Source organism: Streptomyces sp. NPDC059853, from assembly GCF_042731495.1.
Classification (GTDB): Bacteria; Actinomycetota; Actinomycetes; order Streptomycetales; family Streptomycetaceae; genus Streptomyces.
Genome location: NZ_JBHWJL010000005.1, coordinates 12,207 through 27,345 on the forward strand (window position 1 = coordinate 12,207; position 15,139 = coordinate 27,345).

At 72.1% G+C, this 15,139-nt stretch carries 12 protein-coding genes; 1 reads left to right on the plus strand and 11 read right to left on the minus strand.

Annotated elements, in window-relative coordinates; translation table 11 throughout:
- Positions 1-19 precede the first annotated feature (19 nt).
- The 8 genes from ACFV5N_RS01110 to ACFV5N_RS01145 are packed head-to-tail and all read right to left on the minus strand — an operon-like array spanning position 20 to position 7,763.
- Complete coding sequence (locus tag ACFV5N_RS01110; protein ID WP_385592387.1) at positions 20-1,390, minus strand: Ni/Fe hydrogenase subunit alpha; 1,371 nt, start codon at positions 1,388-1,390, stop codon at positions 20-22.
- Positions 1,387-2,193 carry an oxidoreductase gene (locus tag ACFV5N_RS01115; protein WP_346069746.1) on the minus strand — a complete coding sequence of 269 codons (807 nt, stop codon included), beginning with the start codon at positions 2,191-2,193 and terminating at the stop codon, positions 1,387-1,389. The genes ACFV5N_RS01110 and ACFV5N_RS01115 overlap by 4 nt, the downstream gene beginning before the upstream one ends.
- Entirely contained in the window at positions 2,193-3,005 is an 813-nt protein-coding gene (locus ACFV5N_RS01120) for an FAD/NAD(P)-binding protein (RefSeq protein ID WP_385592389.1), read from the minus strand. The genes ACFV5N_RS01115 and ACFV5N_RS01120 overlap by 1 nt, the downstream gene beginning before the upstream one ends.
- Complete coding sequence (locus ACFV5N_RS01125; RefSeq protein WP_385592390.1) at positions 3,002-3,457, minus strand: Crp/Fnr family transcriptional regulator; 456 nt, start codon at positions 3,455-3,457, stop codon at positions 3,002-3,004. The genes ACFV5N_RS01120 and ACFV5N_RS01125 overlap by 4 nt, the downstream gene beginning before the upstream one ends.
- Entirely contained in the window at positions 3,454-4,623 is a 1,170-nt protein-coding gene (locus tag ACFV5N_RS01130; RefSeq protein WP_385592392.1) for a 4Fe-4S dicluster domain-containing protein, read from the minus strand. The genes ACFV5N_RS01125 and ACFV5N_RS01130 overlap by 4 nt, the downstream gene beginning before the upstream one ends.
- The gene (locus ACFV5N_RS01135; protein WP_346136440.1) at positions 4,620-4,904 is read right to left on the minus strand and encodes a HypC/HybG/HupF family hydrogenase formation chaperone; all 285 of its coding nucleotides are present in this window, start codon (positions 4,902-4,904) and stop codon (positions 4,620-4,622) included. Before ACFV5N_RS01135 ends, ACFV5N_RS01130 begins: the two co-directional genes overlap by 4 nt.
- Positions 4,877-7,249, minus strand: a complete 2,373-nt coding sequence (hypF, locus tag ACFV5N_RS01140; RefSeq protein ID WP_385592394.1) for a carbamoyltransferase HypF — start codon at positions 7,247-7,249, stop codon at positions 4,877-4,879. Before hypF ends, ACFV5N_RS01135 begins: the two co-directional genes overlap by 28 nt.
- The gene (locus tag ACFV5N_RS01145; RefSeq protein WP_385592395.1) at positions 7,242-7,763 is read right to left on the minus strand and encodes a hydrogenase maturation protease; all 522 of its coding nucleotides are present in this window, start codon (positions 7,761-7,763) and stop codon (positions 7,242-7,244) included. The genes hypF and ACFV5N_RS01145 overlap by 8 nt, the downstream gene beginning before the upstream one ends.
- A gap of 196 nt (positions 7,764-7,959) precedes the next feature.
- Between ACFV5N_RS01145 and ppsA the strand changes: the two genes are divergently transcribed.
- Entirely contained in the window at positions 7,960-10,386 is a 2,427-nt protein-coding gene (gene ppsA / locus ACFV5N_RS01150; RefSeq protein ID WP_385592397.1) for a phosphoenolpyruvate synthase, read from the plus strand.
- A gap of 330 nt (positions 10,387-10,716) precedes the next feature.
- Here the strand turns inward: ppsA and ACFV5N_RS01155 are convergent, their stop codons facing one another.
- The 3 genes from ACFV5N_RS01155 to ccrA all read right to left on the minus strand — a co-directional run bounded on the left by ACFV5N_RS01155 (position 10,717) and on the right by ccrA (position 15,124).
- A complete protein-coding gene (locus ACFV5N_RS01155; RefSeq protein ID WP_385592399.1) occupies positions 10,717-12,201 on the minus strand; it encodes an aldehyde dehydrogenase family protein in 1,485 nt (494 codons plus the stop codon).
- 350 nt (positions 12,202-12,551) lie between these two features.
- A complete protein-coding gene (locus ACFV5N_RS01160; RefSeq protein ID WP_346069761.1) occupies positions 12,552-13,391 on the minus strand; it encodes a helix-turn-helix transcriptional regulator in 840 nt (279 codons plus the stop codon).
- 389 nt (positions 13,392-13,780) lie between these two features.
- Complete coding sequence (gene ccrA / locus ACFV5N_RS01165) at positions 13,781-15,124, minus strand: crotonyl-CoA carboxylase/reductase (protein WP_046722665.1); 1,344 nt, start codon at positions 15,122-15,124, stop codon at positions 13,781-13,783.
- Between the last annotated feature and the right edge of the window lie 15 nt (positions 15,125-15,139).

Genomic DNA, 15,139 nt, shown 5'->3' on the forward strand with positions numbered 1-15,139 from the left:
CTCCACGGGGGCGGCCGGGTCAGCCGCGGTCGACGGTGAGATCGAGAAAGTGGGTCGAGCAGGAGATGCACGGGTCGTGATTGCGGATGGCCCGCTCGCACAGCCGTCGCAGTTCGTCGTCGTCGGGTTCGTGCCCCGCCGAGATACGGGCCTGGACGACACGCCGGAGATGGTCCTCGATGGCGTCCTGGTTCTGGGCGGTCGGCGGGATCAGCGAGGCGTTCTCGACCGTGCCGTCCGCGGCGAGCCGGTAACGGTGGTAGAGCAGTCCGCGCGGCGCCTCGGTGGCACCGTGCCCGGTGCCCGCGCGGGGCGGCACGTCGATGGCGGCCGCCTCCGGCGGCTCGTAGCAGGCGATGAGGCGCAGCGCCTCGTCGAGCGCGTAGACGACTTCGACGGCACGCACCAGGATGCTCCGGAACGGATTGCGGCACACCACACCGGCGGTGGGGTCGCCGAGACCGGCCGCGTGGGCGGCCTGGAGCGCGAGGGGGGAGAGCCACCGACCGCTGATCGCGTAACGGGCCAGTGGCCCGGTGAGGTGGCGGCGCCCGTCGAGCGAGGAGGCGAGTGCCGTGGAACCCGGCACCTGACGCTCCACCACATGATGCTCGAACTCCCGGACCGGGAACGAACGGGTGGGCAGCGCTTGGGTGGTGCCCGGGTCGAGCCCGGCGGACGAGGGAGCCGCCATCGCGGTGGGCGTGCCGCGCTCGATGGCGTAGGTGCCCGGCTCGGCGAGGGCCAGCAGGTCCCAGTCGGCACCCGCGTCGGGGAAGTCGAAGCCTGCCACCCACTCCACGGTGTCCAGCGCGTCCTGCCGCGCCCGGCGCAGCCGCTCCGCCAGGGGCCGCAGTTCGCCCTCCGGGGGAACGCGGTGAAAGCCGCCGAGACGGACGTTCACCGGGTGGATGGCCCGGCCGCCGAGCAGTTCGACGATGGCGTTGCCCGCCTGCTTGATCCGCAGCCCGCGTTCGACGTGCGCCCGGTGGTCACGGGCCATCTGGATCGCCCCGTCGTAGCCCAGGAAATCGGGGGCGTGCAGCAGATGGATGTGCAGGGTCTGGCTCTCGACCCACTCGCCGCAGTACAACAGCCTGCGCAGCGCGGCCAGTTGACCGCCGACGGTCACACCGCAGGCCTCTTCCACGGCCCGGCAGGAACTCATCTGGTAGGCCACGGGGCAGATGCCGCACACCCGTGCGGTGATGTCGGGCGGTTCGGTGTGGGCACGGCCGCGCAGGAACGCCTCGAAGAACCGGGGCGGCTCGTAGATCCGCAGTCTGGCCTCGGTGACCTCGCCGGCCCGCACCCGCAGCCGCAGTTCCCCCTCACCCTCCACCCGGGACAGCCCGCCGACGTGGACCACCCGCGAACCCCGGTGCGTCACGGTGTTCCCTCCTCCGGCTCGGAGTTCTCCTCGATCCGCTTCGACGCCTCGGCGAACTCGGGGGATGCCGCGTTGAAGGTCCGCAGGACCCGCACCACGTCCGCGTCCGACATCCCGTCCCGGCGCAGCACGGGAATGAGGGCCGGGAGGTTCACGGAACCCGACGGGCCGAAGCATCCGTAGCAGCCGCGCCCGTAGGCCGGGCACAGCGCTCCGCACCCGGCGTGGGTGACGGGCCCCAGGCAGGGGATGCCACGGGCGACCGGGAGGCAGACCACCGAGCGGCGCTTGCACGCGAAGCAGACGCTGTGGTCGGGGATGTCGGGGCGGCGGCCGGCGAGGAACGCGGTGATGACCTCGATGAGCTGGCCACGGTCGATGGGACAGCCGCGCAGTTCGAAGTCGACCGGTACGTTGCGGGAGATGGCGGTGGACTCGGCGAGGGTGTCGATGTACTCGGGCCGCGCGTAGACGGCGGCGCGGAACTCCGCGACGTCGGCGAAGTCGCGCAGTGCCTGGATCCCGCCCGCGGTGGCGCAGGCCCCGATGGTGACCAGGCGCCGCGAGACGTTCCGGACGTGCCGGATGCGCTCGGCGTCCGCCGGGGTGGTGACCGAGCCCTCGACCAGCGACAGGTCGTACGGTCCCGCACCGGTGGCGGACGACGCCTCCAGGAAGTAGGCGATGTCGATCCGGCCGGCGATGGCGAGCAGTTCGTCCTCGCAGTCCAGGAGGGTCAGCTGACAGCCGTCGCAGGAGGCGAACTTCCAGACGGCGAGCGTGGGACGGCGATCGTCGGTCATCACAGCTCCCGTACCGCGAGCAGCGGCCCGGCCTCGTCCCAGCGGACGACCGGGCCGTCCCGGCACAGCAGCAGCGGCCCCAGCTGGCAGTGGCCGCAGTGACCGGTGCCGCAGCGCATGTTCCGCTCCAGCGACACCTGGACCCGCGCGGCCGGAACGCCGCGGCGGATCAGTTCCCGCGCGGTGGCGCGCATCATCACCTCCGGTCCGCACAGGAATGCGCTGGTGCGCTCCGGCCGGTACGGAGTCCGGCCGAGCAGGGTGGTCACCACCCCCACCTCCCCCTCCCAGCCCGGCCCGGGGCGGTCCACCGTGCGGGCCACCCGGGTGCGGACGGCCCACTCCCCGCTCTGCGCGCCGTACAGGACGTCGTCCGGGCTGCGCGCCCCGATCAGCACACTGACGGAGGAGAAGTCCCGGACGCGGCCGAGCGCGTGGAGCAGCAGCGGTCGCAGCGGGGCCAGGCCCAGGCCGCCCGCGATGACGAGCACGTCGTGTCCCACCGCCCCGGAGAGGTCCCAGCCGGTGCCGTACGGGCCGCGCACCGTGAGCTGGTGCCCGGTGCGCAGGGCGAAGAGCGCACGGGTGACGGGGCCGACGGCCCGCACGGTGTGCGCCAGCGTCTCCGTCGAGGGGGACCCACCGCTGAACGACAGCGGAACCTCGCCGTGGCCGAAGGAACCCACCATGGCGAACTGGCCCGGACGGAACGGGGGCAGCGGATCGGCGACCGGCTCCAGGGTGAGGGTGGCCGTGTCCGCCGTCTCCTCTTCGCGGCCGGTCACCGCGTAGGGCAGCGGCAGCCCGCTCACCGGCCGCCCCCGGGGGGCGGGCCGTACAGGTCGAGCAGCCGGATGCGGGTGGCGCGCAGCCGCTCGCCGATGACGGCGGCGACGGCGCGGGCGAGGTCGTAGCCGAACGCGGGATCGCTCTCGCAGTGCGAGCGGACCTCGGCCACCTCGAACGCGTGGACGTCCACCGGGGAGAGGGTTCTGGCTCCCAGGTGCCACTGGTAGGGCGGGAAGAGCCAGGACCAGCCGAGCAGGTCGCCCGGGCCGAGGGTTTCGACCACCGGTGCGGGTCGGCCGGAGACGTGGATGTCGAGGGCCACGGAGCCTCTGCCGACGATCCAGAAGGTGACGGCGTCCTCCCCTTCCTCGAACATCCGCCGGTCCGCGGGGAAGGAGGCGTTCCGGGACAGGGCCAGGAGTTGGCCGCGGTGGCCGGGGGTCAGCCCCGCCAGGAAGCCGGTGTCCCCCGTCACGCCCGTTCCTCTCCGCTCCCGGGGCCCGGAGCGGGCCGGTCCAGGGACTCGGCGTGCAGCGCGTGGGCCTCCTCGGTGATGTCGATGCCGACCGGGCACCAGACGATGCACCGGCCGCAGCCGACGCAGCCGGAACTGCCGAACTGGTCGTGCCAGGTGCCGAGTTTGTGGGTGAGCCACTGGCGGTAGCGGCTGTGCCCGCTGGCGCGGACCACACCGCCGTGGACGTAGCTGAAGTCCAGGTCGTAGCAGACGTCCCAGCGGCGCCAGCGTTCGGCGTGATCGCCCGTCAGGTCGGTGATGTCCTCGGTGGTCGTGCAGTAGCAGGTGGGGCACGCCATGGTGCAGTTGCCGCAGGTGAGACAGCGGGCGGCGACGTCGTTCCAGCGCTCGGCCTCCAGCGTGCCGCGCAGCATCAGCCGCAGGTCCACCTCGGGCATGGTCCGTCCCATGAGGCCGGCGGCCCGCTCGACGCCGGCCCGCGCGGCCCGGGCCGTGGCGCCGTCCGCGGGCGCGGGTGACAGCTCGGCCAGCACGGCGGCGCCCTCCTCGCTGCCGGCCCGCGCCCAGAAGCGGTGCCCTCCCGCGTCGTGCACCTCCGTCAGTACCAGGTCGTAGGAGCCGTGTGCGGCGGGGCCGGTCCCCATGGAGACGCAGAAGCAGGTGGCGCCGGGTTCCACGCACTCCACCACCACCAGGAACGCGCCGTCGCGCCGCCGCCGGTAGGTCTCGTCGGTGTGGGGACCCTTGGTCAGCACCCGGTCCTGGATGGCGATGGCCCGCAGATCGCAGGGCCGCACCCCGAGAAAGGCGTAGGACGGCGGGTCGTCCGGCTCCGCCGTGATCGTCAGGGAGCCGTCCGGCGCGCGGTCCGCGCTCCACTGGCGCACCCGCTCCGGGTGCAGAAACGTCTTCCACGACTGGGGCCCCGCGCTGTGTGCGAAGGCCATCGCGTCGTCCCTGCGGCGCAGCCGGTAGTGCCCGGCCTCCAGTTCGACGCCCCACCCGTAGGGCAGTTCGTCGGCGGAGGAAAGCTCGGCGAGGACGATCGCGCCGTCCCGTACGGTCGGGCCGACGACGGTACGACCGCGCCGGACCAGGGCCCGGACCAGTTCGCCGAGTCCGGTCCGGTCGAGGACCGCGTCCGCGTGGGCCGCCCCGGTCACGGAGCCGCCGTCCCGGCGCCGGCGGGCGGCAGCGGCTCGCCCAGCTCCGCTTCCACCGCGTCACCCATCGCCCGCAGGACCTCCAGGGTGCGCCGGGCCTCGGCCTCGTCGACCTGGCTGATGGCGAACCCGACATGCACGATGACGTAGTCGCCCGGCCCGGCCGACGGGGTGTACGCCAGGCAGGCCTCCCGCCGTACGCCGCCGAAGTCGACCGTGGCCTTGCGCAGCCCGGTCTCCTCCGTCACTTCGATCACGCGCCCGGGGATACCGAGGCACATACCGCTTCCCCTTTCTGCTCGGCCGCCAGCAGGGCGGCGGCCACCGCGGCCTGCCCGAAGCTGATTCCGCCGTCGTTCACGGGCACGTGCTCGCCGATGAGCACCCGCAGCCCGGCGGCGCGGAGACCGTCGCCGATCTCGGACACCAGCCGCGCGTTCTGGAAGCAACCGCCGCCCAGGCATGCGACGGGCGGCGCGCCCTCGCCGACGGCGTGCGCGACCAGCGCGCACACCGCCCGGGCGACGGCCGTGTGGAAGCCGGCCGCGAGCCGGGAGACCGGGGTGCGGTCCGCCATGCCGTCCAGCAGCGCCCCGAGGGTGGGGGACGGGTCGTAGACCCACAGCCCGTCGGCCGCTCGGACGACCCGCCACGGCAGCGGCCCGGGGTCCAGCGACCCGGCCGCCGACTCCAGGGCCATCGCCGCCTGTCCCTCGAAACTGACGGTGTCGCACAGTCCGAGGACGGCGGCGGCGGCGTCGAAGAGCCGTCCCGCACTTGAGGCGCGCGGGCAGTTCACGCCACGCTCGATCATCGCCCGCACCGCCGCGGCCTCGTGCCCGGGAAGCCGGGTGGTGAACGCCGCCACCAGCGCGGGGTCGGGGGCCGGGCCGCCGAGCGCCTCCGCGCCCAGCAGGTAGCCGAGGGCCATCCGGAGCGGGGAACGCACCGCGGCCTCGCCGCCCGGCAGCGGGGCGGTGCCGAAGCGGCCGGCCCGCCGGTATCCCGTCAGGTCCGCGACCAGGATCTCGCCGCCCCACAGGGTGCCGTCGTCCCCGAAACCGAGCCCGTCGAGCGCCACACCGGTGAACGCCGACGTCCAGCCGTGTTCCGCCGCGCAGGCGGCGACATGCGCGTGGTGGTGCTGGACGGCGATGCGCCGCGCGGCGTCCCGGCGCAGCGCCCAGCCCGTGGAGGCGTAGCCGGGGTGCAGGTCGTGGGCCACCACACGCGGGACGATCCCGGTGAGGCGGGAGAGTTCGGTGACCGAGGTCTCGAAGGCGTCCATGGTCCGGGCGTCGGCGAGGTCCCCGGTGTGCGGGCCGAGTACGGCCGTGTCGCCCGAGAGGAGGGTGAAGGTGTGCTTGAGCTGGGCGCCCGCGCCCAGCACCGGGCTGGGCGCGGAGACCGGCAGCCGCCGTGGGGCCGGGGCGTAGCCGCGGGCCCGGCGGATGGTGATCGGGCGGCCGGCCGCCACGGCGACGACGGAGTCGTCGGCCCGCAGGTGGATCGCCCGGTCGTGAGCGAGGAAGCCGTCCGCCACCCCGCTCAGACAGGCAGCCGCCTGCGCGTCGTCGATGACGATGGGCTCCCCCGCCACGTTGCCGCTGGTGCACACCAGGGGCCGGCCCGCGTCCTGGGCCAGCAACTGGTGCAGCGGGCCGGCGGGCAGCATGATCCCGATCCGCTCGGTCCCGGGATGGACTTCTGGCACCGGCCCCGACGCGGTCGCGCGCGCCGGCACAAGGACGATCGGCCGGGCGGGCGAGACGAGCCGGCCGCTCGCCACCGGCGTCAGCTCGGCGATCCGGGCGGCCGCCGCGAGGTCCGCCACCAGCACCGCGAACGGCTTGTCCGGACGCCGCTTCCCGCGGCGCAGCGCCGCCACTGCCGACGGCTCGGTCGCGTCGCACAGCAACTGGTAGCCCCCCACTCCCTTGACCGCGATCACCTCGCCCCGGGTGAGCGACCGGATGGCGGCGGCGAGGGCCCCCTCCCCGGTGTCCGTGGTGGTGCCGGACCGCCAGCGCAGCCGGGGGCCGCACCGGGGGCAGGCCGTCGGCTCGGCGTGAAAACGGCGGTCGGCCGGATCCGCGTACTCCGCCGCGCACCGCGCGCAGAACCGGAACGGGGCCATCGTGGTCCGCTCCCGGTCGTAGGGCAGATCGGTGATCACCGTGGCGCGCGGGCCGCAGGCGGCGCAGTTGACGAACGGGTACCGGTAGCGGCGGTCGGCGGGGTCGGACAGCTCGCGCAGGCACGCGGCGCAGGGCGCGGTGTCCACCGGCAGTTCACGCACGGCGCCGCCGGCCGCCCCGCGTTCGCTGGGCAGCACCACGAACCCGGCCTCCGGGAGGGGTTCGCCGGGGACGGGTGCGCTCACCGTCAGCCGGCCCACGACGGCCGGCCCCGGCGCGTCCTGGCGGAAGCGGGTGAGCAGAGCGGTCAGGTCCTCGGGGCGTCCGGTGGCGGTCACGACCACCCGGCCGTCCACGTTGCGCACCCATCCGTCGAGGCCGAGCGAGGTGGCGAGCCGATGCACGAACGGCCTGAAGCCCACGCCCTGCACCGTCCCTGACACCTCGATTCGCCATGTCCTGTGCTGCCCGGGCAACCGCTCAGTCATCGCGCGGCCCCTGTTCGGCCGGCACCGGCGCGGGCACGGGGCGGTGGCGGCGGATCTCCAGGGCCACCCGCTCGGCGACCGGCCCCACCGCGGCGGCGACAGGCGCCGACAGGCCCCGGCCCAGCTCGGCGTCGCGGCCTTCGACCGCGAGAACGACCAGCCGCTCGGGCAGCGTGCCGAGCGCCCTGGCCAGCTCGACCGCCTCCCCCAGTCCCAGGCCGTGCGAGCTGGCCGACTCGGTCGCCGGCAGCTCACCCTCCGTGACCTCCAGCCGGTGCACCCGCCCCGGGCAGCCGGGATGGGCGTGCGCGGCGTCCACCACCACACACAGCCCGGCGCCCGTCCACAGGGTGATCAGCCGCCCGGGGTCCCCGTCGGACACGGTGAGCTCCACCCCGGCCAGCGCGGGGTCCCGGCGGGCACGCCCGGCGAGCCGGGCCACCACGGCGGGGCCGACACCGTCGTCCCGGCGGAACTCGTTCCCCACCCCCACCACCACTGTGCGGCCCTGCACTCCCACTGTCTCCGCTCGCCTCCATCCACACTCTCCGTGACCGGATCAGTTTCACCGCCGCGAGACCCCGGCCGGGCGCGGCACGCCCCAGGGCCATCCGTTCGGGCCCCTCGCGGGTTTACGGGACCGGCCCCCGGCTACCCGCGACCCGCGCGGCGCGAGCCGACCTCTGACGGCGCGGAAAGGATGAGCAGTCATGGCCGGAGTCCAGGCCACGGAGAACCGGGAAACGGCCGGGGACCGGATCCGCTGGTTCGAGGATCTGTCGGCCGGCGACGTCCCCGTGGTCGGGGGCAAGAACGCCTCGCTCGGGGAACTCACCCGGAATCTGGCGCACCACGGCATCCGCGTGCCCGCCGGTTTCGCCACGACGGCCGCCGCCTACCGTGAGTTCCTGTCCGTGGACGGCCTCGGGCAGCGGATCGGCGAGCGGCTGGAGGCACTGCGCGAGGGCACCGACACCACCGCCGAGGCCGGGCAGGCCGTCCGCGAGATGATCCTCGGCACCCGGTTCCCGGCCGCGCTGGAGGAGGCGATCAGGAACGCCTACCGGTCGCTGTGCGCCCGGCTGGGCCGGGAGAACGCCGATGTCGCGGTGCGCAGCAGCGCCACCGCCGAGGACCTTCCCGAGGCCAGCTTCGCCGGACAGCACGAGACCTTTCTCGGCGTCAGCGGTGAGGACGAGGTCGTCGAGGCGTGTCGCCGCTGCTGTGCCTCCCTGTTCACCGATCGCGCGATCAGCTACCGGGAGCATCATCATTTCGACCATCTCCGGGTGGCGCTCTCGGTGGGCGTCCAGCAGATGGTGCGCTCGGACAGGGCCGGCGCCGGGGTGATGTTCACCCTGGACACCGACAGCGGTTTTCCACGGGTGGTGCTGGTCAACGCGGCGTTCGGACTCGGTGAGTCGGTCGTCTCCGGCGCCGTGGACCCCGACGAGTACGAGGTGTTCAAGCCCTTCCTCGGCAAGACCGACCTCACCCCGGTCATCTCCCGCCGGATCGGCGCGAAACAGACCAAGATCGTTTACGGCGAGGAGCCGGAGAACCCCACCACGACGGTCCGGACCCCGGAGCCGGAGCGCCGCACCCTGGTGCTGGACGACGGGGAACTGCTGGTGCTGGCCCGCTGGGCGACGGTGATCGAGGACCACTACGGCCGCCCCATGGACATCGAGTGGGCCAAGGACGGTGACACCGGCGCGTTGCATGTGGTCCAGGCGCGCCCGGAGACGGTACAGACCAGGAAGCGGGCCGCCACCTTGCGGTCCTACCGGCTCACGGCCTCCGGGGAACGCCTGGTCAGCGGTCTGGCCATCGGTGACGCCATCGCCGCCGGACCGGTCCGCAAACTCGGCAGCGCGGCGGAAGCCGGGCAGTTCGAGGACGGCGCGGTCCTGGTCGCCCCGTCCACCGACCCGGACTGGGAGCCGGTGATGCAGCGGGCGGCGGCTGTCGTCACCGACCACGGCGGGCGGACCTCGCACGCCGCCATCGTCAGCAGGGAACTGGGCGTACCGGCCGTGGTGGGAACGGGCCGGGCGACCACGCTGCTCGACGAGGGACAAGACGTCACCGTCTCCTGCGCCGAGGGGGAACGGGGCCAGGTCTACGAAGGGATCCTCGACCACGAGGAACGGGACCTCGACCTGGCGCGGATACCGGACACCCGGACCCGGGTCATGCTCAACATCGCCAACCCCTCGGCCGCCTTCCGGTGGTGGCCGCTGCCCGCCGACGGCGTGGGGCTGGCCCGGATGGAGTTCATCGTCGCCAACCACATCGGCGTCCACCCCATGGCGCTGGTCCGCTACGACGAGATCACCGACCCCACCACGCGGCACGAGATCGACGAGGTGACCGCGGGGTACGAGGACAGGACCACCTACTTCGTGGACCGGCTGGCCCAGGGCATCTCCCGTATCGCGGCGGCCTGGTGGCCCCGCCCGGTCGTGGTACGGATGAGCGACTTCAAGACCAGCGAGTACGCCCGGCTGATCGGCGGCCTGCCGTTCGAGCCCACCGAGGGCAATCCGATGCTGGGCTGGCGCGGCGCCAGCCGCTACTACCACGAGGACTACCGCGAGGGATTCGGCCTCGAATGCCGGGCCCTCGCGCGAGTGCGCGACGACATCGGCTTCACCAATGTCACCACCATGATCCCGTTCTGCCGCACCACACGGGAAGCCGACCGGGTTCTGGAGGTCATGGCCGAGCACGGACTGATCCGGGGCCGCAACGGCCTCGAAGTCCACGTGATGGCCGAGATCCCGTCCAACATCATCCTGGCCGGGCCGTTCGCCGACCGCTTCGACGGCTTCTCGATCGGCAGCAACGACCTCACCCAGCTCACCCTGGGAGTCGACCGGGACTCGGCACAACTGGCCGAACTCTTCGACGAGCGCGACCCGGCCGTCCTGGACAGCATCACCACCCTCATCGCGAAGGCCCACGCACACCACCGCGAGGTCGGCCTGTGCGGCCAGCGCCCCAGCGACGACCCCGGCTTCGCGCAACTCCTGGTGGGTGCGGGCATCGACGCCGTCTCCGTCGCCCCCGACAGCTTCCTGCGGGTCAAGGAGAACATCGCGGCCGCGGAGACCGCCCGTCGTCCGGCCGGCTGACGTGCGCGAGGGGCGACCCTCGCCCCGGCGACGCGGCGGAGAAGTTGCCGCCTTCCAGCGGGAACGTCGGTCTCCGGGCAGGATCAGCGGGTGGTGCAGCCACCGTCGGGGAGCATCGTCCGACCGGTGAACCTTTCCCTGGAGTACTGCTCTCCCCAGACTGCCGAGGCGTCGAGGTCCCAGGAGCCCGCGCCGACGTTCACGGGGCACGGCCGTGATCTCCCCCTCAGGTTCCGACCCGCGGCCGTCCGCCAGGGCGGCTGCGGGCCGGAACGCCGTGGCGCTGCTTCGTGAGCGGGGCGCCGCGCGGGCCGGGTGCGGTTCCGGGGCTCAGAGGTTGACGACGACGGCTTTGGTCTCGGTGTAGGCGTCGAGGACCTCGGTTCCGTGCTCCCTGCCGATGCCGGACTGCTTGAACCCGCCGAAAGGCAGCGGTCCGCTGCTCATCTGGTTGACGGTGTTGACCCATACCGTTCCGGCCTGGAGACGGTCGGCCATGGTGTGGGCGCGGCTGAGGTCCTTGGTGAACACGGTGGCGGCCAGGCCGTAGATGGTGTCGTTGGCGATGCGCACCGCCTCTTCGACGTCCTGGAACGGCAGGAGTACGGCGATAGGACCGAAAATCTCTTCCCGGGCGACGCGTGAGGTGTTGTCCAGGCCGGTGACCAGTGTGGGGCCCACGAACAGGTCGTCTGACTCCTCACGGGTGTCACCGATGATCTTCCCGCCGGCCTGGCGGGCCAGATCGAGGTAGCCGGTGACCTTCTCGTAGTGGCCGCGGGAGGCCAGAGGGCCCATCACAGCCTGCGGGTCGAAGGGGTCGCCCAGGGGGAACCCAGCGATGTTCTCGGCGAGCAGGCTGGTGAATTCCTCGCGGATGGATTCCTGCACCAAGACGCGTGTGCCGGCCACGCATCCCTGGCCACTACCCGCACAGAAGCCCAGCGCGGCGGAGAACGCGGCGGCCTCCAGATCGGCGTCCTCGAAGACGATGAACGGTGACTTGCCGCCCAGTTCGAGGGTGACGCGCTTGACGTCACGGGCGGTGGACGCCAGGACGTGCCTGCCGACGGCGGTGGACCCGGTGAAGCTGATCTTGTTCACGTCCGGGTGGGTGATCAGGGCCTCCCCGGTGCTCCGGCCGGGGCCGGTGACGACGTTGAGGACGCCGTCAGGCAGGTCGGTGTGCTCACGGATGAGTCCTGCCAGGCGCAGCAGGCTCAGCGAGGTCTGCTCCGAGGGCTTGGCAACGACGGTGTTCCCGGTAGCCAGTGCGGGGGCGATCTTGTAGGCCATCTGTACGAGAGGGCCGTTCCAGGCAGCGATCGCGGCGACCACGCCCAGCGGGGAGCGCTTGGTGTACTGCAGCTGGCCGGGAGCGGAGGGCGCGGTGGCGCCGTAGATCCGGGTCGGCCAGCCGGCGTAGTGGCGGTAGACCTCGACGGTGTGGGTGACCATCCCGTGCGTCAGCGTCAAGGGGCCGCCCATCTCCAGGGAGTCAAGGGTGGCCAACTCGTCGGCGTTCGCCTCGATGACGTCGGCGATCTGGTGCAGCACGCGGCTGCGCTGTTCCGGGCCGACGGCCCCCCAGGCCGGATCGTCGAAGGCGCGTCGTGCGGCCCGCACAGCCGCGTCGATGTCGTCGCGCCCAGCGATGGCGATGGTGGTGAGGTCGGCGCCGGTCATCGGGTCGACCGTGGCCATGCTCTCGCCGTCGGTGGCGGGCTGTTCACGGCCGTCGATGAACAGACCGTGTGGCTGCGACGCGAAAGCAGGGGCAGGACGGGGCGCGGCTGGGGCAGCGGAGGTGTTCACGGCGAAGAAGCCTCTTTCGGTAGACGGTGGTCACCGCGTCGTGGCGGAGCACCCGGCGCAGGGGGGAACAGAGCGTCTCCGCCTCAGGTGGTGGCCGCTTGGCGGCCACCAACCAGCGGTATCCGTCCCGTTCTTCAGACAGCCACCTCGCGACGTCAAGCCGAGGTTGGAGACGGCTCACTGTGCCGTCGGGGGCTGCGCTCCGCTTGCCCCGAGCGATGTCGGCTATCTCAGCACTGGCGGAGGCGCCGGGAAGGATGCCGGCGTCGGGTCGGAACAAGTCCATGGATGGCCATCTCTCCAACGGCCTGGTGGTGTGCACGCGGATGCGATGTCTGCGGGGCGCCGGTTCAATGCAGCTCTTGTGTGCCGATGACGGACAGGACCTGCAGCTTCTCGTAGCTCTCCGTGCCGGGGACGGCGGTGTAGACCATCAGGGAGTGAGCCTGGTCCGGATCGATCAGGTGCTGGCAGTTCAGCTCCAGTGCACCGACCTCGGGGTGGACGAAGTGCTTGACCTCGTGCGGGCGGATCCCGATCTCGTGGTCGTCCCACACCCGCCGGAACTCTTCGCTGGAGTCCAGGAGCAGGTCCGCCAGATACGCGGCCCGGGAGTCGGGCCCCCGGAGGGTGGCGACCCTGCGCAGGCCCGAGGCGTACATCCGGGTCATGAACGCGTGCTGCTCCGGAGCGTACAGGTCCCGGGCAGCGGGGTCGGTGAACCACCGGTAGCCACTGCTGCGGGCAGGGCCCGTGTACTGCGTCGTATCGCCGGTGAGGGCGACACCCATCGGTGTCTGCCGCAAGGTCTCCCCGAGCTCGGTGACGATCTGCGCGGGCGTGTCCTGCAGCCGGTCCAGAACACGCAGTAACCCCGGGCTGATGTGCTCGCTGGAGCCGTCACGCGGCGGCGGGTTGTGCCCGGCCAGCCGGAACAGATGGTCACGCTCGTCTATGGACAGGTGGAGTCCCTGGGCGATCGAGGCGAGCATCTGCGGCGACGGCTGCGGACCGCGCTCGCGCTCCAGACGGGAGTAGTAGTCGGGTGACATGTGGCACAGCGTCGCGACCTCCTCGCGCCGTAGCCCGGTGGTTCTGCGGCGCTGTCCCCGAGGCATCCCGACGTCCTCCGGCTGCAGTGCCTCACGACGGTTGCGGAGGAACCCCGCCAGCCCTGCGCGATCGATCATAACGCCATCCCTTCCGAGAGTTGCTCTCTTCTCCGTGCTGCTCCACTTCTATCGCCTGTGCATGCGCGTATCCACGGCCTGTCAATCACCCCTTACGACGCGCGTCGCCGCGTCGGGGCACGGTCGGCGGGCCTTCCCGGGCGGCCTCGGCGGCGAGATCGCCGCACGGGTCGACTGCCGCGTCCACGGCCAGACGCTCGCCACCCGCAGCCTCCGCTGGATTCGGCTCCCGTCCTGGATGACGGCCGCGTCTCGGTCTGAGCCGGCGAAGACCGACAGCCCTACGGCTTCCTCACCGGAGAGCCGGGGCCGCGGTCCGGATCTCGTCGCCGCCTGTCACCACCTGCTCGATCCGAAACCGGTGCTTGATGTCCCGGTGGCGGGGACGGTCACTGCGTGCCCCCCACGTCCACCAGCGGAGCCAGGCGCTCGGCGCCGATCTCGTCACGCAGGCGCTGGTCGGTGACGCCGAGGCCGGCGCTCGGTGCCTGGCAGAGCACGGCGACCTTGCCGATGTGCCCGTTCTTCTGCACCAGTCGGGCGGCTTCGCCGGTTTCGCTCAGGGGGAAGACCTGGGACATCGTCGAGACGATCCGTCCCGAGCCGATCAACTGCCCGCATTCCGACTGCTCCTGCAGGTTCGCCGCATGGCTGCCGATCACCCGCTTGAGCCGCATCCACAGATACCGGTTGTCATAGACGTGCTGGTACCCCGTGCTCGACCCGCAGGTGATGACGGTTCCGCCGCGTGAGGCGACGAACAGCGAGATACCGAAGGTGGCACGCCCGACGTGTTCGAACACGATGTTCGGGTCCCGGCCGGTGCGCTCGCGGATGATCGTGCCCAGCTTCTTGCCTATGGCGATGACCTGAGCAGGGTCGTCGGAGGGGTCGCCGTCCAGCTCGATCTCACTGCGCTCGATGACGATGTCACAGCCCAGCCGGCGTACCGCCTCGGCCTTCTCCGGCGAACCGACCACACCGACTGGAACGGCACCGCCATTGCGGGCGAACTGCACGGCATATCCTCCCAGCCCTCCGGCCGCACCCCACACCAGGACGACGTCCCCCTGCTTGAGCCGGGCTCCATGGTCCCCGACGAGCATGCGGTAGGCGGTACCCGCGCACAGCGGATTGGACGCGGCCTCCTCCCAGGTCAAATGGGCTGGTTTCGGCAGCAACTGGCTGGCGCGGACCACCGAGTACTCGGCCAGGGCGCCGAAGTTCGTCTCGAACCCCCAGGCCCGCTGTTCCTGACCGAGCATGGCATCGTCGTGCGTCGCCGGCTCCTGGTCATCGACCTGCACCGGGTGGACGACAACATGGTCACCGATGTTCCAACGGCGCACCCCGGAGCCCTTGCGTACGATCACCCCGGAGGCATCGGAGCCGAGCACGTGGTAGGGCTGGTCGTGCCGGGTCGCCCAGCCGCCCTGGCGGGCGAACTGCTTGAGGAACCGGAACGTCGGGATGGGTTCGAACATCGCCGACCAGACGGTGTTGTAGTTGATTGAGCTGGCCATCACCGCGACGAGGACCTCATCCGGAGCCAGCTCGGGTGTCGGGACACGGCCGACGCGCAGCGACTTGCGGACGTCCTTGTCCCGCATGCCGCGGAACATGTCCGTGTCCGCTGCGTCGAGGTGGGCGGCCAGGTACTCCCGTGGGACGTCGGCACGTTCGATCTCCTCCGGTGTGCCGCCGCTCAGTACTGTCTCCGACAGAGTCGTCATCGTTTCGCCTTTCGC

Excerpts from the sequence above, each read along its gene's own strand:
- ACFV5N_RS01135 (WP_346136440.1), bottom strand. The coding sequence starts at position 4,904 with ATGTGCCTCGGTATCCCCGGGCGCGTGATCGAAGTGACGGAGGAGACC.
- ppsA (WP_385592397.1), top strand. The coding sequence starts at position 7,960 with ATGGCCGGAGTCCAGGCCACGGAGAACCGGGAAACGGCCGGGGACCGG.
- ACFV5N_RS01115 (WP_346069746.1), bottom strand. The coding sequence starts at position 2,193 with ATGACCGACGATCGCCGTCCCACGCTCGCCGTCTGGAAGTTCGCCTCC.
- hypF (WP_385592394.1), bottom strand. The coding sequence starts at position 7,249 with ATGACTGAGCGGTTGCCCGGGCAGCACAGGACATGGCGAATCGAGGTG.
- ccrA (WP_046722665.1), bottom strand. The coding sequence starts at position 15,124 with ATGACGACTCTGTCGGAGACAGTACTGAGCGGCGGCACACCGGAGGAG.
- ACFV5N_RS01160 (WP_346069761.1), bottom strand. The coding sequence starts at position 13,391 with ATGATCGATCGCGCAGGGCTGGCGGGGTTCCTCCGCAACCGTCGTGAG.